The organism is Candidatus Enterococcus courvalinii (genome assembly GCF_017315945.1).
Classification (GTDB): Bacteria; Bacillota; Bacilli; order Lactobacillales; family Enterococcaceae; genus Enterococcus_B; species Enterococcus_B courvalinii.
The window spans coordinates 1-22799 of the sequence record NZ_JAFLWI010000005.1 but is presented as its reverse complement, the minus strand read 5'-3'; the positions used below and the strand labels follow the sequence as shown (position 1 = coordinate 22799).

Genomic DNA, 22799 nt, shown 5'->3' with positions numbered 1-22799 from the left:
GAGAAGAAATGAGAGTAATAGAACAAGAGAAATCTTCTCAACCAACTCAAAAACAAGCGTCAAAAATCAATCTTGCGAACATTATAAAGGCGAAGTCATTTATTAAAGCAGAAAATACTATCAGTGCGAAAGATGAAAATTTTCTTCAAACGCTGTTAGAAAATGATACTGCAAATTACAATCCGCCGATTGAAGAAGCAAGATTGAACATGATTCGTGATGATCTTACTAGAAACTATTCAGAGCAAGTCTTACAAGCGTTGACTGATGATGAAATTCGTCAAAAGCTGGTAGATGTTGTATTAAAGGAACATGGGAGTTTGTTCAATAAAGAAAAATCTCGTGAAGTTGCTGAATATGTCGTTCGTGAGTGTATCGGAACCGGTATTATTGAACGGATTATGACCAATGATGAAATTACGGATGTTGGTTGGAATGGTTCACAATTAAGTGTAGAAACAAATAATAACAAGTGGCTGATAGATGGTGAAAAATTAAATATTACACCGGAGTATATCGAACGAGTAATTTCTAAATATGCTGTTGTTAATGATCGAGATTTCAATAGTGGAAACCCGATTATGGATGGGATGTTTAAGAATGTGCGTATATCTGCTACTCATATAGATAACTCGCCAGATGGAGCTACAATGTCAATGCGTGTAGCAAGACCAAAATTAGCATTGAATACTAATAATTTTCAAGATTTTGCCCCAAACTATATCCTAGAACTATTTGAAAAAATGGTAAAGACAAAAGCGAACATTTGTATTTCAGGCGAAACCGGAACAGGTAAGACGGAACTACAAAAACTATTACTAAGTTTTATTGATAATCATGATCGTATGATTATGATTGAGGACGTTCAGGAAACACATGCGAAAGAGTTATTTCCAGATAAAGACATTTATGCTTGGATTACAACTCCAAAGAAAACAATATCTGATTTAGTTAAGGCTTGTTTGCGTAACAATCCACGTTGGATTATTGTTTCGGAAACCAGAGGAGCAGAAGCGTATGAAATGTTGCAGGCAATCCTATCGGGACACCATGTGATTACAACTTTACATGCTATTAACGCTCGTGCAATTCCACGGCGATTCGTTAATATGTGTGCAAGTGGGTACAACATAAATGAAACGGCGGTAGAAGAAGATATTAACAGATATTTTGATTTCGGCGTTCATATCAAAAAAGTTGTTATCAATAATAAAGTTATTCGGTACTTAAATGAAATTGTTGAATTTTCAGCTGATGGAGCTACCACAGTTTTCAAGCAAAAATTTATAAACGGTAATTTTGTAAGGGAAAACGGTACGCTGTCTGATGACTTTAAAGAAAGAATGGCCGAAAAGTTCATAACTTTCGAGTTCCCTGAAGGCAAGGACGTTGATAGTGAAGCTACTGAATTAGATTGTGAAAATTCAGAAGTTGAGGTGATTTCATGAAGGTACAAGCAGTAACAAGAAAAAAAGGCATTATGGATGTTTCAGAATTAAATGCGTATCAAGTTGCTTATGGTAAACCTCTTGACTATCGAGATTATATGAACTATGTCGGATTACCGAGTATTTTTATGGGTGCCTTTTCCTTTTCACTTTGCTACTTTTGGTGGGTTGGTTTAATTTGTGCGGTAATCGGTGGCGTTTATGGTTTTAAGGTAGTTATGCCAAAAAGCGTTAAACGCTCTTACGAACTGAAAAGTTTGAGGGAAAGAAACAAATTTATCAATAATATGACTCAAATTTTAACAGATGAAAGTAAGACTGTAACAAAAGCATTGGCAATGGCAAAAACACGTACTAAAGGCGAATTGAGAGAAGATATTCAAGTATTAGAATCTCGTTTGCAAGGAGCCGATAAGTTCCAAATAGCTGAAGCGTTTAGAGAAATCAATGAAAAATATGAGCGTGACGTAGTATTTACCCAATATTTTGAACAATTAGAAACAGCTATTTATGAGGGGCGAAACAATGCTGATACCATGAAGCAAATAAAAAGTTATCACAATGATGTGAAACGTAAAACAGAGGGATTTCTAAAAATCAAAGATGGATATTTGCAAGATTTAAAACAAATGCTTTTCATAGTAGCTATCTTTATCGGAGCAATTACAGTTTCATTTGGATTTTCAACGTTTTTTGAAGGATTTGCTAGATCGCCAATCGGTTGGGGATTTGGCGGTGTCTATTTTGTTATCATGGTACGTTTCATGAAGTCGTTCTTCATGCACTATTTTGATGATGAAATTATGAGTTTGGGGGTGAGTAACTAAGTGAAAGTAACTAGTGTACAAAATAAATCTTCCAAAAAAGCAAGAGTTATCAAACAGGAAAACAAGTCACTTTGGTTAAAACTCTTAGGCGAAAATTACTATGAAAAATTGCGAGAAATGAACAACTCAAATATTTCAATTATTAAATGGCAAAAACAAAGATTTGCTAAATCGTGGATTTTTGTTGGTGTCGGTTTAGTTATGTACTTGTTGTTAGGGAAAGAGTGGTATTACCTAGCCGGTGGCGTAGCAACAGCGATAGGGTTCTATGTTATGCAAGCAAAGTCGATAAACAATGTTTATAATCAATTTCGTTTTGAACGGCATTTACAATTTAGCAAATTTACAAGGTTGCTGATTCCGTATTTGAAGCAAAAGAAAGACGGTGGAAATCTGTATGGAGTATTTGCGAAAATTGTTAAACGCTTAGATTATGACACAGATAAGCAACTTTTGATGAAGTTAATGCAGGATATGACAGACCGTCCCAACGATATTCAACCCTTTATTGAATATGCGGAGCAGACTTCAGGAACGGATATGAGCGTATTATTTATGCAGACAGTATATGATATTCGTCAAGGTTCTGCTGACTTAGATGTAATTGAAGAACTTGATCGTCTAGCTTCAGAAGAATTGATGGCCGGTATTGATTCAATCATTGATTTTAAAAGTCGTAAGTTTGTGTTTTATCCAACAAAAATTGCTATGACTTCTTTTATCCTTGTGGTTGGATTCGCTGTAGGCGTTCTTTTCCTTAACTTAAAAGACATAAACTTTGGTCAATAAAAGGAAGGGAGAAAGTATATGCAAGAACAATCAATCATGGAAATAATTAAATGGTTCATTGGCTTAGTGATAATCATGGTAATGGTTTCTGTAGGGTTATTTTGCTATCAACTTCAAGATGTGAATAGTTTTAAGCAACAAGTCAACTATCAAATCGAAAGAAAAGGCGGTCTGACAGCAGAAGCATTGGAAACATTGAAAGATTATTCAGAAAAAAATTATCAAGGCCGGTATGAACTTGAAAGTGATGTTCTTAATCAAAAAGTGGGATATGGTCAGGCTGTTGACTATACCGTTAAAGCTACCATTCCAATTCAAATCTTACCGTTACCAGATGTTACGTTATCCTTTGAAGGAAATAGCGTATCACAAATCAGATAAGAGGTGATAATAGTGCAGGAAAATAATACTGCGAGAATTCTTTTTCTAATTGGCGGATTGGTTATCTTATCACTAGTTATCACCGGAATAGTTACAAATTGGGAAGAAATCAAAGCATTGATAGAAGCATTTTTCCAAAATAAGATGATACGGATGTGAGGATAAAACAATGGATGAAAATACAGTACAAGAAGCAAAAACAAAGCGACCACGCAAAAAAAAGGTCGATCCATTTATTGAGATGACCGATAAAATTATTGAGAAACAAGGTTTGAAACCTAAAGATTTTGACCAAAAGGCAATTCGAGAAGCTCGTCAAAAACTTTATGATGAATTTGTAAAAGAAAATATTGGATTACTTTTAGACTAAACACAAGGAGAGTTTTGAAATGAAAGAAATTATGACAACTAAATTAGCAATGAGCCTGCCGAAAATGGACTTTTTCGATAATGTAGCAAAATTTATGACCAATACTACGTCAAAACTTCAAGGGATTTCACTATCAGTAATCATTTTCTGTGTTGTAGTTACTGGTATGATGTTCCTTTTCGGAGAAGGGCCTAGTCGAACAGCGAAGAAGTGGCTGACATATATTGTAATTGGAGCTTTAATTATTTTTGGTGCTTCAACAATCGGACAAACAATTAAATCAGTTGGTGGATTCTAAAAAGAAAAAACAAAGGGGCATTGTGATAGATGCTCCTTTTTATTTGTAAAAAAAGCTGAAATAGAGAAGGAGAAAAACAGATGAAACAACGTTTTGAATATTCATTTGAAGATGTAGAGTCCAAGTTATTACGAAAAGGAAAAGGTCTTAAAAAGAAAAATAAGTATTCGCTGAAGCAAGCTGAATCCTTAATTAGTTGGATTCAACACAATTGGCCTAACAAAACCGAGGTAACAGTAATGTGCAAAGATACTGAAGATGGGGCTGTTTACGCTTTTGATGGTATTGAAATTACGCCGTTTAAGACGGGCGGAGAACCAGTTGCACTATTTCCCGTTATAGAAGATCAGATTTTACAGGCACCAGACAACTTGATTAGCGATCCAAATAAATTGATTTTGGATATTAACAGTCAATATCAAGCAGAGCCGGATGTAGCAGAAGCTAAACAAGAGAATAAGGCAAGAAAAGGGTTAAATCTTCCAAGTGTCAAATTGCCTTTTGGAAAGAAAAAACACTTAGAAGAAACACCTGAAAGTGATCAATTTTTTGAAGAATATGAATCAGAAAGTACGCCGGAGTTATACGAGGAAGAGCCTGAATCCTATCAAGAGATTGATGAACCAGAAGTTGAAAATGTAGAAGAACCAATGGTGAGTGAATCAGAATCATTTGATTTTGAAGAGGAAGAAAGCGAAGAGACTACAAGTAGTCAATATTCTGATGTAAACGAAACACAAGGCACCGTTCCTGTAAATCTTCAAAATCAAAGCACCTATCAGAATCAGCAAAATTATGGAGTAGTAAATACAATGACTACAGCTATTCGTCCAGTTAAAAAGCATGAAACTGTTCAGCTGACCTCATTACAAGAATACTGCGATCTTGGAGAAGAGATTGAGTCGTCTATTTTAGCAACTACCGAAAAACTTCAGCCGGAGAATCTATTCAAATTTATTGGAATTCCGGCCGTAAAAAACACACGTTTAGACGAGTATCGAATCAATCATGCAATGCAACGGTTAGCAGAAGTTAAGTTTGAAAATCTGAGAGAACATTATTTTCGCCAAGTTAGTTCTATGAAAGCAGAAGCGCTAAATAAATTGCGAGAAGCTGTTGATGTGGCATGGAAAAAACCGTATGACCTCGAAGTAAAGGAACGATATGCTGATATTTTAGAAGAAATGGAAACCACTTCTGATTCCACTTTGTCCGAATTTGTTAACCGGCAAGAAGATATGGTAAGTGAAAAAATTAAAAAATTTGAAACAGAACAAGAAATTGCACTTCAAAATTTCATTTCTAAGCAGGAAGCAGAAAAAGCAGTCTTTATCGCAAATGAAAAAGAGCGTGCGCAAAACTTGATTGATACAAAAGCAGAAACAATTAACGCTGACTTAGATAAACGAAGAGAAGAATTCATGGATGAAGAAATGTATAAAATGAAAATTGACATGAATCAGAATTTATTTGATGGAAAACGTCTAATCAAACAAGACCTAGCGATTGAGTTAGCCAATGCTAATGAAGATGTGTGGGAAAATGCGTTGAATTTTATTACTGAAATTCAAAATGAAATCAATGAAAAGACACCTCTTTGGGCTTCTGAAATCAAAGAGACCAATATTCTTGAACAACAAGCTCACCAAATGCAGAAAGAGCAACAAGAACTAAAACTTAAAGAAGAATCTCTATCTATCAAACGTTTAGAAGCGGAAACTAATCTAAAACGCTTAGAAGAATTGGATCACGAAAATAAAATGCTGAAAATTAAGTTGGAAACAGCTAATTCTAAAAATGAACTTTATGAATATGAAATGGAAACACAACAAAAAGCTGTTGGTGCGACACAATCTCGAAATGTAAGTGCGTTGGGGTTGTTTAGAAAATAATCAATAAGGGAGAGTAAAAATGAGCGTATTTAACAATAAAAACATGGTATCAGGTTATGTAAATCATGTTGCTATTTATGACGGCGGAGAGTTCAAAACAATGTTTGTTCGACTAGCTGTTTTTAACTACATGAAAGAAGATAAGCCACAGTACGAAGTAATCAATGCACAAATATCTTGTAGCGTAGATAAGCAAGGGAAGCCAGCGACTACAAGTAGTCACCCAAAAGCTCAACTAAATAAAATGCTTTTTGACAAGTTAGATAAAAATTTAACTGAAGGAATGAAGGTAACGATACACGGAAGTTTACGTGGAAATGATCAAATATTATTAGGTGGACGGTGGCGAAACTTTAAAGATTTATCTTCAGGTGAAAAAGAAGAATATAAGTCATTGCCAAAGGATCAGTTGATTACTCGAAACCAATCCTTTATTTACATGGAGGAAGTAAGTATGCCGAACAAAGAAACGTTTTTAAAACGTAAAGAGGAACAATCCCAAGATAATCAAATGGAGGGGATAAAAGTATCGGAGCCTAGCGAAGCGGATCAAATTGAAACGGATGATAATGATCCTGTTGATAATGACGGAATGGTAGTGGAAACTGTGGAAGCTGAAATTATCACACCAGAAGAAGTTACTAATGTTCCCCGTAGACATGTTGCGTCCTACGTTCGTTTTGAAGATATGATTTATCCTGAATCAATGGATATGGTTGAGGAAGATTATCCATTCTAAGTTGTATGAGGTGAAAGCATGAAACTTGTAAATGACAACAAACCTAACAACAAACTGAAGGAGCTGTTAGAAAAAGGCAATCAAATTGAAATTGGAAATATGAAATGGTTTAAAGCTCAAAATAAGTATCATAGCGGAAAAATTGAAGGGGAAGATTTACCTGAAAATGTAAAAGGCAAGGTGAATCTTCCGTTATTAGCTCTAGGTTCGTTTCTAGGGCTAGTTGCCAATTTGACGGTAAACTATGTGATAAATTTCTTTTCGGCCTTTCTGAAGGCTTTGAATGCTTCCAGTACCGGTTTAATGGGAGTGGAGTTTGATTATGGCTTTCGTGTTGGCTATTTAAAACCGTTCACCAGTGGTTCAGAGTATTTTATGGTTTCGACAGTGTTGTGTATTGCGATAACTTTTCTTGTCTACAGTAAGTTAGAACATGAAAGCGACAAAAATCTCGTTTACGGTCAAAAAGGAGATTCACGATTTGCAACAGTAAAAGAAATTCAAAATGAATATCACGAAATTCCTGAAAAAAAAGTTCATTTTGAAGGGATTGGAGGAGTTCCAATCTCGCACTATAAAGATAAGTATTATATTGACCGTGATACGGTAAACACAGTTGTTTTAGGGGCTTCTCGTTCAGGTAAAGGAGAAACGTTTGTTGTTCCTACATTAGATAATCTTTCTAGGGCTAAGATTCAAAGCAATATGGTTGTAAATGACCCGAAAGGAGAATTGTTTTCAGCCAGTAAAGAAACATTAGAAAAAAGAGGGTATCGGGTATTAGTTCTAAACATTGATGATCCTTTGCAATCAATGAGTTTTAATCCTTTGCAGTTGGTAATTGATTCTTGGGGGAATAAAGACTATCACGAAGCCAGTAAACGGGCTAATACATTAACTTCTATGCTGTTTGCTTCAGGGATGGGGACGGAAAACGAATTCTTTTACAAATCAGCAAAGAACGCCGTCAATGCAATAATCTTAACAATCGTAGAATATTGTTTTGATAATAATTGTATTGAAAAAATTACTATGTATAACGTGGCGCAAATGTTGAACGAGCTAGGAAGTTTATTCTATACCGATCCTAAAAATCCAAGTAAAGAAAAGAATGCCTTAGATGAATACTTCAATACGTTACCACAAGGGAATCAAGCGAAAATTCAGTATGGATCAACTTCCTTTGCAGGGGACAAGGCCAAAGGTTCTATTCTATCTACGGCTTCACAAGGGATTGAAATGTTTACGAGTGATTTATTTGGAAAACTGACAAGTAAAATGTCAATTGATTTAAAAGAAATTGGTTTTCCAAAATCACTTCAGTTCAAATTGAACACTGATATGGTTGGAAAAAGGGTAAAAATTTCATTTTTAAGGAAAACAGATGGAAAAGTTAAAACGATTAACGAATATAGAGTGAAAGTAAAGGCTTTAGGGCTATGTGTATTAAATTTTGACGAAAACCTACGCAATGGTGATTTTTTTGAAATTAGATATGAAACGGATCAAGAAAAGTTCCGAGCGTGGTATAGTCTTGAATTTCCTAAAAGGGATTCAGAAGATCACGACACAACAGTGATCACGAAAAAATTCAAATCAGGAAAAGAGTTTCTTGATTTAGAAATCAATTCGGTTGTACTTAAATATACAGATCAACCAACAGCAGTATTTATGGTTATTCCTGACTATGACCCAAGTAACCATGTAATCGGAAGTATTTTCATTAGTCAGCTGTATACAGAACTTGCGACTAACTGTAAAGAAACACCTAGTAAGAAATGTTTCCGAAGAGTTCATTTCTTATTAGATGAATTTGGTAATATGCCGGCAATTGACAACATGGATGGCATTATGACGGTATGTTTAGGACGGAATATTCTTTTTGACTTGGTTATTCAATCATATAGTCAGTTGGAAACACGGTATGACAAAGGAGCTAAAATTATTAAAGAGAATTGTCAAAACCATATTCTGATTATGTCTAATGATGATGATACTATTGAGGAAATTTCAAAAAAATGTGGGAATAAGACAATTCTAGGGAAGAGTTCTAGTTCAAAAAGGATGGATACGGATAGTTCGGTTACTTCTTCAGCTGATCAGGAACGTATCATTACTTTTGAGAGGGCTAGTCAGCTGATTGAAGGAGAACAAGTAATTTTACGGAACCTTCACCGACAAGATAAAAAACGGAAGAAAATTCGACCATTTCCAATTTTTAATACCAAAACAACTAATATGCCGTATCGTTATCAGTTTTTGAATGATGATTTTGATACTCGAAAAGATATAAACGAGATTGATATAGCTTGTGATCATATCAATCTATCTTTAAAGGATAATCAGATTCCGTTTGCCGGTTTTGTTCGTGACTTAAAAACCAGAATGGAGTATTCGATTACAAATGGAATACCTATATCAGAAAATGATTACGAAGAATATAGAAGCCTAGCAAGCTCGCAACAAACGTTAGACGAGCAAAAACTAATGGGATTACTAAATAAAGTGAATCCTATAGAGAAATCTGAATCCGAGTTGTCTGAAGCGGATATAAAACTCACTGGTTATGTTTCTGATTGTCAGAAAAACTCTAAGAAGTTATACGACTTAATGCAAGAAAAAGATAGATTTGCTGATGATAAATCCCTTGATTTGGTTATTAAAACACTTAATGAGAGGTATTTTTCTTCAGAATTAGTACAAGAGTTTCAAAAAGGGCTAGTTACAGCTGAAAATATTAAGCAGTCTAAAAAACAATTAGCAGGAATAATAAATGTCTTGGGGCAAGTGTACCTTTATGCTGAAAATAATATATTCAAGACACATATTATTGCTGTTAAAAATGCACTAACTAAGTTGAGTAAGGCTGTCTAAAGGATGTGAAAATTTTTGACAGAAGCAATTTTGACAAAAGTTAAAAAAATTAAAGAGATTAAAGTTCGGTGGGGCATGGTGCTTCTATTAGCGACAGTATTGTTGTTTCTTATGGTTCCTATTACAGCATATGCTTGGCCGTGGGATCCAGACGATAAAGAATCATTAGATTTTTTATTAAAGTATCAAGATAATTTGCAATTTACCAAAGGTGGTTTTGGGAGCATTGTTATGCAGACCTTTTCATGGGGGATTATCCGTGGCGCATACTGGATTTCAAAAACCGTTGAAGGTTTGATACCACAAGCATTAAGTTTATTCAGTTTTGTGGAAAGCACCGGATTGAACAAAGTTTATCAGTCAGTGTTAAGTACGATTGTTATTGGCTTAATGGTACTTTCGCTAGTAATCATTGGATATAAAATGGTAACTGGTAAAGGGACTTTAGACTTAAAATCGGTTGGAATGAATGTGGTTATGTCGGTGGCATTGATTCTTTTAATGCCAACAATGATTTCAAGTGGAATTGAATTTGCAAAAACATTTTATAATGACGCAACTAGTATTAACAATCAAGATGGTGGTGTTGCGTGGTCACTAATTGAAGATGGTGTCACAGATTTAGTTTATATCAATAAGAATGACGCTTATAACCGATTAGGTAAAGAAGGCCAACAAAAGAATGCTTTGAAAGAAAAAGATTTTTTCACCTATGATTTTAGTGAAGTGATCACAGTAGATACAGCAAAAGAGTTGGAAGAAGATAATCCTAAAGCGGAATATTTGAAGATGAAGCTAACTCCTGATGGTGATGGGAATATGCAGGCGGTAAAAATTGATGATGGATGGATGGCGGCTTTTTCAGATAGCTTCAAAGGCGGTTATTACAGATACACCAAAAATACTTTTGCTTTAACGTTAGGACTGATTGCGCTAGCAATTGCTTATGTCTTTAGTGCTTTTATTATCATTACAGCAATACTTGAACTTGCATTTAAGCGTGTACTTGGAGTTTTAGTATTTGCTACGGATTTAGAAACAGGTCAACGCTCAAAATTAGTGTTATCAGATATTTTACAGTGCTATTTGACTGTCGGTTTTCAAGGGTTTGGATTGTCTATGTTCGCAATGTTTATCAACTACCTCGGAGCAGGCGGAGGTTCCTCTGTCAATCCGTTTATCAAAGCAGTTGCTTACGTCTGTGCCGTGATTGTGTTGATTAAGGGTAGTGGAACAGTTATGCGTTACTTTGGTGTGGATATTGGCTTAAAAGAAGGCTACGGTCAGCTTGCTTCTGCTTTTGGTATGGGGGCTATGCTGTTCCGTAAAGGAACAGGTGGTATGAACCGCTCTAAAGGTGGGAAAAATGGTGGTGGTAACGATCAAGCAGAAGGGGAAGAACGAAAACCTGAACGCAACTTTGGTCAATCACTTTCTCAAAAAGCAAGTAAAACAGGTAAAGCGCTTGGTTATGCTCGTGAGAGAGGATTATCAGGTCTTGCTTCTGACGGAGTGTCTAAAGCTACTGATACGGCAACGAAGCCACTCAAAGATGTTCGTGGTGTAGCTGAAGGTATCGGTAAAGGCTTTAAAGAAGGTTTAGATGATGGTACGGTATCAGCAATCAAGAAAAATAGTAAGCCTGTGTCAGCTTCAGATAACGAAAAAGAAAATGGCCGATATGATACTTCTGCACCGACAAGGTTATCAAATCGTCAAGATGGTGCGAAAATGCCGGATACGGATAGGGTCATTCCAAGTTCTGAACGTATGAAACAAAATTCTTCAAATATGCAACAAGCACAAACTCAAATGCAACAAGATTTAAAACAACGGATCATTAGAGCGAGTGAGAGTGAGACAAATAAAGCAAGAGAAGAATTCGTTCAGCAAAAGCGTCAGGAGGCGAAGTACACACCTGAAGCTCTTAGTCGTGAGGAAATGATTAAGCAACGAACAGAAGGGCATAGAAGCGCTAATACAGGCATAAAAGATATGCAAGTTCGAGAAAATACTCAAAATAGTGGTACAAATAGTACGAAATCAATTGATGTTCGAGAAAATATGCAAAATACTACAAGTAGTCAAAATGGAAATCGTATGGTAGATGTAAGAGAAAATAGTCAGAATGGCGGATCAAGCCAAGCAAGAACAGTAGACGTTCGGGAAAACCTACAGAATACTACAAGTAGTCAAGGTGGAAATCGAACAATTGACGTAAAAGAAAATATTCAAAGTGGTGGATCAAGCCAAGCAAGAACAGTAGACGTTCGGGAAAACCTACAGAATACTACAAGTAGTCAAGGTGGAAATCGAACAATTGATGTAAAAGAAAATATTCAAAGTGGCGGATCAAGCCAAGCAAGAACAGTAGATGTTCGGGAAAATTTGCAGAATACTACAAGTAGTCAAAGCGGAAATCGAACTGTTGATGTACGAGAAACAAGATCGGAAGCAAAACAGAACGATAAGACACAAAAAATAAATATTATCGAAGAACGAAAAGAAAGACCTAATGAAAAAGTAATTGTAGAGCAAGAAGTGAAAGAGAAAAAACGACCACGATTTACTTATGAAAATAATCCATTGTTTCAGGATATTTCAGATAAACCGAATCCGCTTTTCGATAGTCTTTTTAAAAAATAAACAACGAGGTCGGCACATTGTGATATGTCGGCCTTTTTTTTGAGGTGAAAGAATGTATAGAAATCCTAAAAATATAAAACAAGAAATAAAGTTGTTCTTCTTCTATCTAGTTGATTTAGGTATTGTAGCAGGGTGTGTAATGGGGAGTGTCTATTTAGCAAAGCTAATGCCAATTTCACCAATGATGAAATTCGCTTTTTATGTATTATCCTTTGTTGTTGGTGTTTGGATGTGTGTCAGAACACCAAATCACCCGAAGGAGAGAAATATTCTTATGGTTTATTATCTAGTCCGTATGGATCGCAATAGATACCATGAAGTGGAATTTAAGCGAAATAAAAGGGGGAAAATTGAAGTATGATTGTTGCTGAATCGAATGAAAATAAATTATCTGGCCTGTTTGATAAGTTTTTGGACTTAGTTGTACCGAAAGACAAAGATTTAAGTGAATTGTTACCTTATAAAAAAACGTTGAAAGATGGAGTTCTTGTTACTAATGATGATAAGTTTCAAATCATGTTTAAAGTAAAAACAACAGATTTAACATCAATTTCTGAAGATGGATTTATGCGTATGGTGAATAAATTAACCTATCTAAATCGGGTATATTTAGAACCATACAAGATTTATTCACTTACTTATCCTACTGAAACAATAGAACAAGGAATCTATTGGAAGAATAGAATACAAGAAGCTAAACGAGAGTTGATAAATAATTCCAATTCATATTTAGAAGCATATCTAAAATGGAATTTGAAGTTAGCGTATGATAACTACGAACGAGTAGAGCTTGTATCGACATTGCCGGAATTGATGTTTGTTATTGCTGTATATGGAAAAACAGTAAAAGAAGTGAAGAATCATGCAGATGTATTGAAGCAAGCCGGTGGTAAAGAACTAGATTTACAGCGTATTACTGAAGAAGATTTAACTAATGTTATTACTAAACTGATGAATCCCAATTCTTCATTGTAAATGAGGTGGAAAAATGTTGAAGAAAAGTCGGAAAGGTTTTAAAGATTCCGTACAAGAAAACGGGGAAACAATTTATTTTGAATGGAAGGAATCAAACTTAATTAGAGTAATAGGGAAGTTTGCTACTATGAACAACAATTTAACTGATAGCTGTCGTCAAAATAAATCCTTGATCGTTACAAAAAATACTATGAAGTATCGAGGAATAAGAAGTATTGAAAAAGAATTTGTTTGCGTACAGGACATTAAAATGATAGAGGATATTTTAGAAATTTATCCTGACTACGGATTAGTAATGTTTGATGAAACAATTCATCCAGTTAATCAGCGTGAATTCTATCAAGCATTAGTGAAAGTAACTAAGAAATTTGAAAATGTAATTTTTGTATGGGCTAGTCAAACAAAAACAACTGAAAAAAACGGAAAAGCGTTCTTTGGTGAAAAGAACGCTTTTTTACGTTCTATTTAAAGGAGAGATAGATGTGATTGTAAATAAAAATGTATCAAGAAAATTAGTCAGTGAAGGCTATGATTTACGGTTTGTAGAACAATACCAACCAAAAGGCGGAATTAAGTTTGATGAACGTTATATCACGGCCGGTGATGGATATGTTAGTTCAGTGATGGTTATTGAATTTGCTGAAGATGTAAATAGTCGGTGGCTAACAGATATTATGGCAATTCCTAATACTATTGCAACGCTTGATGTGTGTACTGCTGATAAAGAGGATTTACTACACAAAATCAATACGTCAATTGGTGAATTAGATTATCGGTCAAGCAACGAAAATAGAACTACAGATAAAACGGACGCTCTTTTAGATAAATACAATTTGGAAGAATTTGCACAAGAAATTACCAAACGTGGAGAGGTAGTAAAAACAGTTCATGCAAGAATCTTTGTTTACAATGATTCGCTAGAAGAATTAGAAAAGAAAATTACTGAAATCCGTAAAGATTTAGCTAGTGTGAACCACAAGGCAATTGTTCCTCAATTCAGGATGAAAGATGAATGGCTTTCACTATTCCAAAGTGGGGTTGACCAAGAAGCCCAATTATTTGCTAAAAAAGGTTTAACTGTTCCTGCTAGGAATATTGGGGGTGGTATTCCGTTCCACCATAAAAGTCTAAAAGACCCACGAGGTTTTTATTTAGGTACAACTAGTACCGGAGGTGCGTTTATTTTTGATCCATTCTATTCTACTAAGCAAAGACGGTCATTTAATGGTTTTATTCTAGGAAAAATGGGTTTTGGTAAGTCAACATTGATTAAACAGCTACAAGAGGGGCTACAAGCTAAGAATTGCTTTATTAGAGGATTTGATAAGTCAGGAGAATTTGAAGGTATGGTACGGCAAGCAGGTGGCGTATATGTCGATTTAGGCGGTGGTGATATGGTTGTAAATCCATTACAGGTATATGCTACCGTGATGAAAAAAGACCAATACGGAAATGATGTGATTGACGAAGCGAAAAGTTTTCAAAACCATATTACTAAATGCAGTAACCAAATTCGTTTCTTGGAACCGGAAATTGATACGGCAACCGTCCGAGAATACACTCTCATGTTACAGGATTTTTATATTCAACGAAGAATTTTACCGCAAGAATGGCGAGAAGCTAAAGATGATAATGAACGGAATTCACTTGGAACTAATATTTGTAATTTGCCAAATGAAGCCTATCCGGTTTATGGCGAATTTTTAGAATATATTGAACAGCAACAATTCAACATTCAAGGAGCAACGCCAGAACGTGTTCGCTCAATTGAGCTAATCAAAATGATTGTGAAAGATATGTGTACAACGTATCCTCAAATTTTTAATGGCATTACAACAATGCCTAACTTTGATACTACTAAAATTGTCTATTATAACATTGATTCAATTAGCAAAATGGATAAACCAGTATTCCATTGCCAGTTATTTACTGCTTTGACAACGATTTGGAATAGTGCTTTAAGAAACGGAAAAATTCAGAAAGAAAACTTCAAAAAGCATGGTACTGACTATTTTAAATATGCCCAAGACTTCATGGTACTGATTGATGAATGTCACAATGTTATTAACTCAAATAATAAATATGCTTGTGAGTATGTACTAAGTTTTGAACGAGAAATGCGTAAAATGCGTGCAGGTGTTTATTTTGCTACACAGACTCCTGAAGAAATTATTCCAAAGGACAGTGGTTCAGAAGTTGCAGATATTATCCGAAATATCTTTAACTTATGTACATTCAAATGCTTTTTTAACTTAGATTCAGCGCTACTAGATGACATTAAAAAAGTGTTGGGGAATACGATTACTGATACGGAAATCATGTTATTACCAGAATTAGAAGTAGGACAAGCAGTGGTTCAAACGTCAAGTGAAGATACCTATTTAATTAACTTTGATCCATACCCTGAACAAATTGAACGATTTGATGGCGGACAATAATTATTAGGGGGGATTAAAAATGGAGGAAAAGCAAAATAACGGTTTAGTTTCGTCACTCGCAAAACAAGGCGTTAAGAAGTTATCTAAAAAAGTTGGAACAGCTCTAAAAATAAAAATATTATTAGTAACCTGTGTTGTTCTAATTACCTGTTTAACATTAGGTGGCGTGTTTATTGGGACACTAAGTAGTATTCAATCAACAGTAACTACAAAAAGTGGTGGCTCTAATACTGAAATCGTAGGGGGAAACAAACCACTTTCTCCTGAAGTTTTGAAATGGCAAAAACAAGTAGAAAAATATGCTGAAAAATATGGTATTAGTCCGCTAGTACCATACGCTTTAGCGATTATGCAAGTAGAAAGCGGAGGTAATCTACCAGATTTAATGCAAAGTAGTGAGTCTGCCGGATTACCTGTTAATACATTGGAATACGAAGAAAGCATTGAACAAGGGCTAAAACACTTGAGCAACGTTTACAATATCGCTAAAAGTTATGGAATGGAAAATAACTTTGATGGCATTTGCCAAGCCTATAACTACGGTGTGGCGTATATGCACTATTTAGGAAAGAATAAGAAGGAGCATACGATAGAAACAGCTGAATCCTATTCTAAAGATGTTGTTGCACCAAGTTTAGGTAATACCACAGGTCAAACATATTCTTATGTAAATGAAGTTTCAATCAAGTATGGAAAAACATATTTGTATCTTAATGGAGGAAACTTTTTTTATGCTGAACTAGTGAAGCAGTATATCGGTGGTAGCGGAAGTGGAACACCTGCTAATCCTTCAGAATTTTGGAAAACTATGAAAGCAGAAATGGAAAAATACCAAGGATGGCCGTATGTTTGGGGTGGTAAAAATCCAACAACTGGATTCGATTGTAGCGGATTAACCGCTTATTTGTACCAAGTTTGCGCCGGAATCACAATAGATAGCTATACGGTAAGTCAGTATAACGTAAGCGAACCAGTATCAGTTAAGGACGCAAAAGCAGGCGATCTTATCTTCTTTAGAGGAACTTATGGAGCGCCTGATTTCATTTCTCACGTAGGTATTTATGTTAATGAAACAACTATGTATGACAGTAATTCTAGTGGAATTGGCTACCATAGTTGGCAAGATTCGTATTGGCAACAACATAGTCCAGAAATTCGTAGAGTAAAAAATTAGATAAGGGAGAAAATAAAATGATGAATTATTCAAATACAACAAAATGGAAACTTTTAACCTTAGTAATGGTTAGCGTATTAGTGTTTGGTGGTTTATTCGCACTGTTAAGCAATAAAAATAAGGGTGACGAAAATCATAAATTAGAAACAAAAATTGTAGAACTAGAAACAAAAAACGAGAAATTAAGTAAAAATATCAATGATTTAAATACGAGTATTCAGGCTACAGCTAACTCACCAAAGGGAGAAGAACTAAGTAAAGATATTACAAACGTGGCAACAAAATTTGTAGAACTTTATCCCTACTATGACATTGAAAAAGTAGAAGATAAGAAAAAGGACTTGCTTCAAATTGCTACAAAAAAAGTAGCAGACTCAATTGTTCCTGATGATATGATCACGTCTAGTAAGAAAACGTTGGAAACTAGCAGTACCAATCAAAAAGGAGAAGCCTATTCAAGTGATCCAACATTTAAAAGTCGTTATGAAAGTTCAACAATTTATACAAATTTTGTCAATGCCAAGCAAGTTCAATATTTTGCCGAAGTAAACTATGAAACAGAATCAAATAGTGGTGATACTAAAAACACTGTATTTATTGAATTTGAAGTAACGAACAATGATGGAAAAGTTCTAGTTAGTGATTATGAAATCAAATATTTGAAGTAAAAAGGGGAATTATAATGAAAAAAAGATATTCCATACATGAAAATAAAAATCAAAAGAAAAAAGATAAATCCCAATTAGATAAAGTTTACCGGAAAACAAAAGGTGCAAAGTTGTACTTAGGTGCAATAATTAGTTTTTTATCTATTGGTTTTTTGATTGTCCTATCTCCAATGGTTTTAGGTAAATCGTATGACTATCAAACGGTAGATACCAGCAACTCTATAAACGTTGCTTCTTCACTAAATGTGTACATTGATGATATGGAAATCAATGAAGAAGACGGTTTATTTAAATTAGTATTGCGCTATCAAGATGATACTAAAACAAAATCATTAAGTAATGTGAAGAGCGAATACAAGCTAAATTACATTACGAATAAAGGAAATGATTCAGCAAAGACGAAGGTGATTAAACTTTCAGATGAATACACTGTTGTTTATTATCAAGGTTTACCAAAAGATTTTGGTGTAATTTCTGTAACGATTCAGCCACGATATGTATATCCTGAACTAGAACCTTCAGATGATTTAAAAGATAAAGAGATCAAGTTTTACGCTGTTGATAAAGATATTAAGCAAAATAACAAACTGGAAATTGAAACAACTTCTGACCTGAAAAAAGATAACTTTGTTTACCAAACTAAAGCAATTAGAACGGAAATTGAATTGGAAAAAGAGAAAATCAAAAAACTAGAATTGTCAAATAAGGTTGTTGAAAAAGATATAGCTAAAGCAGAACAAGAACTAGATTTTCAAACATTAGAGGAACAGACAGACACAAAAAACGAGATCAATTCAATGAAAACAACTATCGAAAATAATAAAGTACAGATTGAAGAAAGTAATAAAAAAATAAGTGGGTATGAAGAAAAAATCAGCCAATTGGAAAAAACAGCAAGCAGTTTTGAGTAACGAAAATCATATTCATACGGCAAAGAAAAGTCATTAGGGACTACAATTTAACGATAAGTGTACAGCAAAAAAAAGAAAAAAAGAGAGTTTGATTACCACTAAAAAGTGGTATCTCACTTTCTTTTTTTTGTTTAAAAGGTAGGTAATAACCCAACTGTTGAAATCCAAAAGAGGGGGGGCAAATAGAGGGGTTCGGGAGGTTTATAAAAGGGTGATAGAAGGGGGCTTAATAAGGGGTTGAGGGAGCGTTGTGAGTGGGGTCATAATATTTAAGTCATTTTATCTCGGAAACCAGTTGGCACCGCCAACTTCCCACCTTCAAAATTGACAGGTGGGATCAGTTTCCCCTTATGCTCTTTCATTCATTTCTGTGGTGTTGACCTTCAATGCTTCAAAACGGGTCAAATATCTGTTATAATTATTATGTATCAGATAGATAATAATAAGAGGAGGACTTATTTTGGAAGTGAAAATTCGTGGTATTGATCCACAATACATTCAAGAAATTGATCGAAAAGTAATGGAAATTAGGCAGAAAACAAATCGAAACTTTAGCCGAAATGATTACTTGAAAATGTTACTTAGGCAAGACAGTGAAATTGATTTAATCAATTACAAGAAAGCGGAATTCGATTTAGCGTTGGATAAAATGCTAGTGTCAAATGAAGAATTAACTGCCAGTATTGAAAATTTAACAGATGTGTATGAAAGATTATTTAACTTATTACTTAGTGAAGGTGGTAGATAAAAATGACTGAACCATATATTAAAGTGTACTGTTCAAAAGAAACAAAAAAGTTATTTGATGATTTTTACGATAAAAATAAAGGTAATCTTGGGTCGAAAGCAAATATGTTTCGTGTAATGGTTTCAAATTTACCAGTGTTAGCCAGTCAATCAAATATAAAATTAAGCGATCCTGAAAACAAAGGATTAGAAGAAAAAATAATGGAACTACAATCAACAATGGTGGAATTAGAATCAACAGTGATGAAAAAATTGAATAAGGTTGACAAAATGATAGAAGCAATGTTTATCAATGGCGAAATGAATGATACTGAATCAAACATTGATGAGATAAAATTGAAAGAGAAACACGAAGAAAAGTCACAGCACAAGGAAGGAATGTTTTTTACTTCAAATAGATTGGGGCGTTAGTATGTCTGAAATAAATGATTTTTTAATGCTAATTGCGAGTATGTCACTAATCTTTTTAATAATGATAATGATTGGAGAATGGAGAGTGGGCAAAGAAGCTAAATGGAACTTTCAAATTGCAAAGCGAATTAAAAAAGAGTGTCATTCAGCAAAAATATTAACAGATGTTGAATTACACGATAAGAAAAAAATGTGGGGCGGTCGAAGTAAGGTAAACATTGATTTGGTTGTTATTATCGGTATTAGTGTTTATGTAATCCACTTTGTAGATGTCAGAGGATATGTGTACGGCCATGAAGTTACGAAAGTGTGGTGGAGCATATACAAATCTAAAAAGAAGTTCTTAAATCCAATGGAAATATGTTACATGGAATCAGAAATAGTGAAAAAGATAGTTCCTAAAGCTACTAATATTATTCCTGTGGTGGTGTTTCCTGATGAAACAAATTTGAACTATATAGATGTTTCGTCTGACGATATTAAGATAATATATGCGTCACAATTAACTGAATTCATTTGCACGAAAAGGTCAAATGTGGAGGGTAAGTATACGCAAGAAATATATGAATTATTGCAAAATGCAAACTAAAAAATTCTAATGCTAAAAGCATTAAGAGCATTGCCGGTAGAAAAAATTTTTGTGGGGGGAGTGAGTCATGGTCGAACATTCTTATACTCGAAAGAGTGCAAATATAATTTTGAAAGCAAAATTTGAAACTGGAAAAAGCAATAAAAAAAATCATATGGTTGAGCTTCAAAAATTTGTAGACTATATTGCACGGCAAGAAGCCATTCGGAAAGATAATATTGATCATGAGTATTCAAAAGATGAACTAGATGAGTTAGAACGTATAGAAAAAGCGCTTGGTGTTATGGAAGAAGAAAGTGATCAACCGGTTATTAAAGATATTAGGCAAATGGATAAATATATTGATTATATGACTCGTAAAAAAGCTATCTTAGAAAATAAAGATAATGAAATTGTAAATGGTGCTTTTAGTAATTCAAAGAGATTTATAACTCAAAAAGATGTAAAGCAAATCAAAGAATCTGTTATTGAAGCAAAGAATAACAACTCGGTAATGTTTCAAGATGTTATATCGTTTGACAATGATTTTTTAGAAAGAGAAGGGTACTATGATCCGAAAACAAATCAACTCAATGAGAACATACTGTATGAAGCAACTAAAAGTATGATGGAAAAGTTGAAAGAAAAAGAAGGTCTTATTGATCCTTTTTGGTTTGCGACAATCCATAGAAATACAGAACACATTCACATTCATGTAACTTCAATGGAACGAGAGAACACACGCGAAATTATGGAGTATGAAGGAGTGTTGCAGGCCAGAGGAAAAAGAAAACAATCTACATTAGATGATATGATTTTTCGGTTTGGTAGTAAAATGTTAGATCGGACTAACGAGTTTGAAAAAATATCTAAGTTAAGGAAAGATGTACCTTTGGAAATAAAAGAATCTGTAAGGGACACTCTTTTGCGAGTATGTATAGATAATAATACAAAATACAATAATGACTTAGAAAAATATTTAGCTGAATTAAAGAAGGAAATTCCAATCAATACTAGAGGATATAATGAGTTGCCAAAAGAAACCAAAGAAAAAGTTGATCGTGTTACTGAATATTTAACTAAAGATAATCCAAAACGCCACGAATACGATAATATGACAAAAAAAATAGATCAACTTTATCAAGACACTTATGGAAAGCGATATTCTCCAGAAAAGTATTACGAAGATAGAAAGATAGATTTAAATGGTAGGATGGGCAATGCTGTTGTCAGTCAAATAAAAAAAATAAAGCAATCAGAAGAAAAAAGAATTTACGGAGAAGAAATAGATAAAGTTTTAAATGATACTCCTTTGCGATTACAACTAAGGAATTATGACAATAATCGAAAGTTTAAAACTGAAGATGGCCGGTATCGTTACGAGCAACTAATGAAAAAGCAACATAATTCAAAAGATGAACAAGAACAACGAATACATTCATATAAAAAAAGACAAGTGAAATTTGAGAATAAAAAGAATTTAAGACAAATAGAGAGAGTAATAAATGACGATCTTCATATGTATCGTGCAAAGCAAGATTTTGAACAAGCACAAAGAATGGTAGAGCAGGAAAAAGTAAGGCAATCTTATCAATCGGATTTTGATATTAGTTAGATGGAACGGGGGTTAATATAATGTATTATCAAATGGAATTTGACAAGTGTTTAAATGGAGATGGAACATTATTTTATAAAGAAAGAATGGAACTATTATCAGGTATAGGCATGTTTATAAGGTACAGTCCCGTTTTTAAAGTTGATGATAACAAAGAACCAACAGAAAACGATTTTTTTGTTGACGGAAAGTATAGGTCTCTTAATTCTTTACTAAAAGTTAGTTATGATAATAAAGAAAAAGAATTTCGCTTTGTTCTTGATCAAATAGTTAGGGGTAAATTGTCTTTTCAGATAGCAGGTTATCAAAAAGACGTATCTCAAAAAGTTATAGGAAATTTAACAGAGCCACAAAGTGAACTGGTATTAAAAAAGAAATTTTATGGTTATTCTGAAGCAATAGAAATAGATAGTGAAGAATTTTTCTTTTTAAAAGATAATTACGGTCATATGTTTGTAAATGATGAAAATTTAGAAAGTTGTGCTTATAGCTGGCATGAAGTCGGAACTTTCAGTGAATATGACGAACTAAAAATAAATTGTAGTTATTTTGTTTATCATGAAGATAGAAAAGAGATTGTGGTAGCAACATTTGAAAAACATGGAGAAGAATTATTATGGGTGATAAATGATTTAAATGGAGTTGAAAGTTTAGAAATATCAGATTTAAAATCGGTTACACCAGAGCTAGTAGAAAAAGAATTCTGTTATTTTGCATAAGCTGAAAGAAGGGGTAATATTGACTATAGAGCAGGACAAAAGAAGAATTAGGAAGGTACTTGCGGATTTCGGAATAGGCATAGATAGCTCTCAAGCGGAAGAACTATGGAGATATTATTCCGAAGGATTATTTGCAGTATGGTTAGGACTTCCTGAAACAGATGAAGGATTGTTAAAAGAAATCATAGGAGTTGCAAAAGGAGAAATATCGTTCATGTATAAGAGCGAAACACCTCAAATAATCAATATAATTAAGGATAAACTAAAGGTTGACTACAAGTAGTCAATGAGTTATAATGTACTTGTCAA

Annotated in this window: 24 protein-coding genes; all 24 read left to right on the top strand. The window is 34.0% G+C overall.

What is annotated here, in order from left to right:
- The first annotated feature begins 8 nt into the window (after nucleotides 1-8).
- The 24 genes from JZO71_RS04105 to JZO71_RS03990 all read left to right on the top strand — a co-directional run bounded on the left by JZO71_RS04105 (nucleotide 9) and on the right by JZO71_RS03990 (nucleotide 22773).
- Nucleotides 9-1448, top strand: coding sequence for a CpaF/VirB11 family protein (locus JZO71_RS04105; protein WP_206898329.1), 1440 nt, complete (start codon nucleotides 9-11; stop codon nucleotides 1446-1448).
- Nucleotides 1445-2275 carry a hypothetical protein gene (locus JZO71_RS04100; protein WP_206898328.1) on the top strand — a complete coding sequence of 277 codons (831 nt, stop codon included), beginning with the start codon at nucleotides 1445-1447 and terminating at the stop codon, nucleotides 2273-2275. The genes JZO71_RS04105 and JZO71_RS04100 overlap by 4 nt, the downstream gene beginning before the upstream one ends.
- Entirely contained in the window at nucleotides 2276-3064 is a 789-nt protein-coding gene (locus tag JZO71_RS04095; RefSeq protein ID WP_206898327.1) for a hypothetical protein, read from the top strand.
- An 18-nt stretch (nucleotides 3065-3082) separates the two neighbouring features.
- Nucleotides 3083-3445, top strand: a complete 363-nt coding sequence (locus JZO71_RS04090; protein ID WP_206898326.1) for a hypothetical protein — start codon at nucleotides 3083-3085, stop codon at nucleotides 3443-3445.
- Between the two features lie 12 nt (nucleotides 3446-3457).
- Nucleotides 3458-3604, top strand: coding sequence for a hypothetical protein (locus JZO71_RS04085; RefSeq protein WP_206898325.1), 147 nt, complete (start codon nucleotides 3458-3460; stop codon nucleotides 3602-3604).
- 10 nt (nucleotides 3605-3614) lie between these two features.
- Nucleotides 3615-3815 carry a hypothetical protein gene (locus tag JZO71_RS04080; protein ID WP_206898324.1) on the top strand — a complete coding sequence of 67 codons (201 nt, stop codon included), beginning with the start codon at nucleotides 3615-3617 and terminating at the stop codon, nucleotides 3813-3815.
- A 19-nt stretch (nucleotides 3816-3834) separates the two neighbouring features.
- Entirely contained in the window at nucleotides 3835-4113 is a 279-nt protein-coding gene (locus JZO71_RS04075; protein ID WP_206898323.1) for a TrbC/VirB2 family protein, read from the top strand.
- An 80-nt stretch (nucleotides 4114-4193) separates the two neighbouring features.
- Nucleotides 4194-6005, top strand: coding sequence for a coiled-coil domain-containing protein (locus JZO71_RS04070; RefSeq protein WP_206898322.1), 1812 nt, complete (start codon nucleotides 4194-4196; stop codon nucleotides 6003-6005).
- Between the two features lie 19 nt (nucleotides 6006-6024).
- Complete coding sequence (locus JZO71_RS04065; protein ID WP_206898321.1) at nucleotides 6025-6744, top strand: hypothetical protein; 720 nt, start codon at nucleotides 6025-6027, stop codon at nucleotides 6742-6744.
- Between the two features lie 18 nt (nucleotides 6745-6762).
- Nucleotides 6763-9618, top strand: coding sequence for a VirD4-like conjugal transfer protein, CD1115 family (locus JZO71_RS04060; protein ID WP_206898320.1), 2856 nt, complete (start codon nucleotides 6763-6765; stop codon nucleotides 9616-9618).
- A gap of 75 nt (nucleotides 9619-9693) precedes the next feature.
- Complete coding sequence (locus tag JZO71_RS04055; RefSeq protein ID WP_206898367.1) at nucleotides 9694-12264, top strand: pLS20_p028 family conjugation system transmembrane protein; 2571 nt, start codon at nucleotides 9694-9696, stop codon at nucleotides 12262-12264.
- A gap of 52 nt (nucleotides 12265-12316) precedes the next feature.
- A complete protein-coding gene (locus JZO71_RS04050) occupies nucleotides 12317-12625 on the top strand; it encodes a DUF5592 family protein (RefSeq protein ID WP_206898319.1) in 309 nt (102 codons plus the stop codon).
- Nucleotides 12622-13239 (top strand): TraC-like domain-containing protein, encoded by a 618-nt coding sequence (locus JZO71_RS04045; protein ID WP_206898318.1) that lies wholly within the window; start codon nucleotides 12622-12624, stop codon nucleotides 13237-13239. The genes JZO71_RS04050 and JZO71_RS04045 overlap by 4 nt, the downstream gene beginning before the upstream one ends.
- 13 nt (nucleotides 13240-13252) lie before the next feature.
- Nucleotides 13253-13708, top strand: coding sequence for a hypothetical protein (locus JZO71_RS04040; RefSeq protein WP_206898317.1), 456 nt, complete (start codon nucleotides 13253-13255; stop codon nucleotides 13706-13708).
- A gap of 13 nt (nucleotides 13709-13721) precedes the next feature.
- A complete protein-coding gene (locus JZO71_RS04035; RefSeq protein WP_206898316.1) occupies nucleotides 13722-15677 on the top strand; it encodes a VirB4 family type IV secretion system protein in 1956 nt (651 codons plus the stop codon).
- 19 nt (nucleotides 15678-15696) lie between these two features.
- Nucleotides 15697-16851, top strand: coding sequence for a bifunctional lytic transglycosylase/C40 family peptidase (locus JZO71_RS04030; RefSeq protein ID WP_206898315.1), 1155 nt, complete (start codon nucleotides 15697-15699; stop codon nucleotides 16849-16851).
- 17 nt (nucleotides 16852-16868) lie between these two features.
- Nucleotides 16869-17519 (top strand): cell division protein FtsL, encoded by a 651-nt coding sequence (locus JZO71_RS04025; RefSeq protein WP_206898314.1) that lies wholly within the window; start codon nucleotides 16869-16871, stop codon nucleotides 17517-17519.
- Between the two features lie 14 nt (nucleotides 17520-17533).
- Complete coding sequence (locus JZO71_RS04020) at nucleotides 17534-18430, top strand: coiled-coil domain-containing protein (RefSeq protein WP_206898313.1); 897 nt, start codon at nucleotides 17534-17536, stop codon at nucleotides 18428-18430.
- Between the two features lie 466 nt (nucleotides 18431-18896).
- On the top strand, nucleotides 18897-19178 hold the full coding sequence (locus tag JZO71_RS04015) for a hypothetical protein (RefSeq protein WP_347401331.1): 282 nt from the start codon (nucleotides 18897-18899) through the stop codon (nucleotides 19176-19178).
- Between the two features lie 2 nt (nucleotides 19179-19180).
- On the top strand, nucleotides 19181-19588 hold the full coding sequence (locus JZO71_RS04010) for a hypothetical protein (RefSeq protein WP_242590392.1): 408 nt from the start codon (nucleotides 19181-19183) through the stop codon (nucleotides 19586-19588).
- A 1-nt stretch (nucleotide 19589) separates the two neighbouring features.
- The gene (locus JZO71_RS04005) at nucleotides 19590-20177 is read left to right on the top strand and encodes a nuclease-related domain-containing protein (RefSeq protein ID WP_206898311.1); all 588 of its coding nucleotides are present in this window, start codon (nucleotides 19590-19592) and stop codon (nucleotides 20175-20177) included.
- A gap of 67 nt (nucleotides 20178-20244) precedes the next feature.
- Nucleotides 20245-21771: a MobP2 family relaxase gene (mobP2, locus tag JZO71_RS04000; RefSeq protein ID WP_206898310.1), complete on the top strand. Its 1527-nt coding sequence runs from the start codon at nucleotides 20245-20247 to the stop codon at nucleotides 21769-21771.
- A gap of 20 nt (nucleotides 21772-21791) precedes the next feature.
- Nucleotides 21792-22490, top strand: a complete 699-nt coding sequence (locus JZO71_RS03995; RefSeq protein ID WP_206898309.1) for a hypothetical protein — start codon at nucleotides 21792-21794, stop codon at nucleotides 22488-22490.
- A gap of 19 nt (nucleotides 22491-22509) precedes the next feature.
- Complete coding sequence (locus JZO71_RS03990; protein ID WP_206898308.1) at nucleotides 22510-22773, top strand: hypothetical protein; 264 nt, start codon at nucleotides 22510-22512, stop codon at nucleotides 22771-22773.
- Nucleotides 22774-22799 lie beyond the last annotated feature (26 nt).

Coding starts and splice junctions, on each gene's coding strand:
- JZO71_RS04105 (WP_206898329.1), top strand. CDS start 9: ATGAGAGTAATAGAACAAGAGAAATCTTCTCAACCAACTCAAAAACAA.
- JZO71_RS04100 (WP_206898328.1), top strand. CDS start 1,445: ATGAAGGTACAAGCAGTAACAAGAAAAAAAGGCATTATGGATGTTTCA.
- JZO71_RS04090 (WP_206898326.1), top strand. CDS start 3,083: ATGCAAGAACAATCAATCATGGAAATAATTAAATGGTTCATTGGCTTA.
- JZO71_RS04080 (WP_206898324.1), top strand. CDS start 3,615: ATGGATGAAAATACAGTACAAGAAGCAAAAACAAAGCGACCACGCAAA.
- JZO71_RS04075 (WP_206898323.1), top strand. CDS start 3,835: ATGAAAGAAATTATGACAACTAAATTAGCAATGAGCCTGCCGAAAATG.
- JZO71_RS04070 (WP_206898322.1), top strand. CDS start 4,194: ATGAAACAACGTTTTGAATATTCATTTGAAGATGTAGAGTCCAAGTTA.
- JZO71_RS04065 (WP_206898321.1), top strand. CDS start 6,025: ATGAGCGTATTTAACAATAAAAACATGGTATCAGGTTATGTAAATCAT.
- JZO71_RS04060 (WP_206898320.1), top strand. CDS start 6,763: ATGAAACTTGTAAATGACAACAAACCTAACAACAAACTGAAGGAGCTG.
- JZO71_RS04055 (WP_206898367.1), top strand. CDS start 9,694: ATGGTGCTTCTATTAGCGACAGTATTGTTGTTTCTTATGGTTCCTATT.
- JZO71_RS04050 (WP_206898319.1), top strand. CDS start 12,317: ATGTATAGAAATCCTAAAAATATAAAACAAGAAATAAAGTTGTTCTTC.
- JZO71_RS04045 (WP_206898318.1), top strand. CDS start 12,622: ATGATTGTTGCTGAATCGAATGAAAATAAATTATCTGGCCTGTTTGAT.
- JZO71_RS04040 (WP_206898317.1), top strand. CDS start 13,253: ATGTTGAAGAAAAGTCGGAAAGGTTTTAAAGATTCCGTACAAGAAAAC.
- JZO71_RS04030 (WP_206898315.1), top strand. CDS start 15,697: ATGGAGGAAAAGCAAAATAACGGTTTAGTTTCGTCACTCGCAAAACAA.
- JZO71_RS04025 (WP_206898314.1), top strand. CDS start 16,869: ATGATGAATTATTCAAATACAACAAAATGGAAACTTTTAACCTTAGTA.
- JZO71_RS04020 (WP_206898313.1), top strand. CDS start 17,534: ATGAAAAAAAGATATTCCATACATGAAAATAAAAATCAAAAGAAAAAA.
- JZO71_RS04010 (WP_242590392.1), top strand. CDS start 19,181: ATGACTGAACCATATATTAAAGTGTACTGTTCAAAAGAAACAAAAAAG.
- JZO71_RS04005 (WP_206898311.1), top strand. CDS start 19,590: ATGTCTGAAATAAATGATTTTTTAATGCTAATTGCGAGTATGTCACTA.
- mobP2 (WP_206898310.1), top strand. CDS start 20,245: ATGGTCGAACATTCTTATACTCGAAAGAGTGCAAATATAATTTTGAAA.
- JZO71_RS03995 (WP_206898309.1), top strand. CDS start 21,792: ATGTATTATCAAATGGAATTTGACAAGTGTTTAAATGGAGATGGAACA.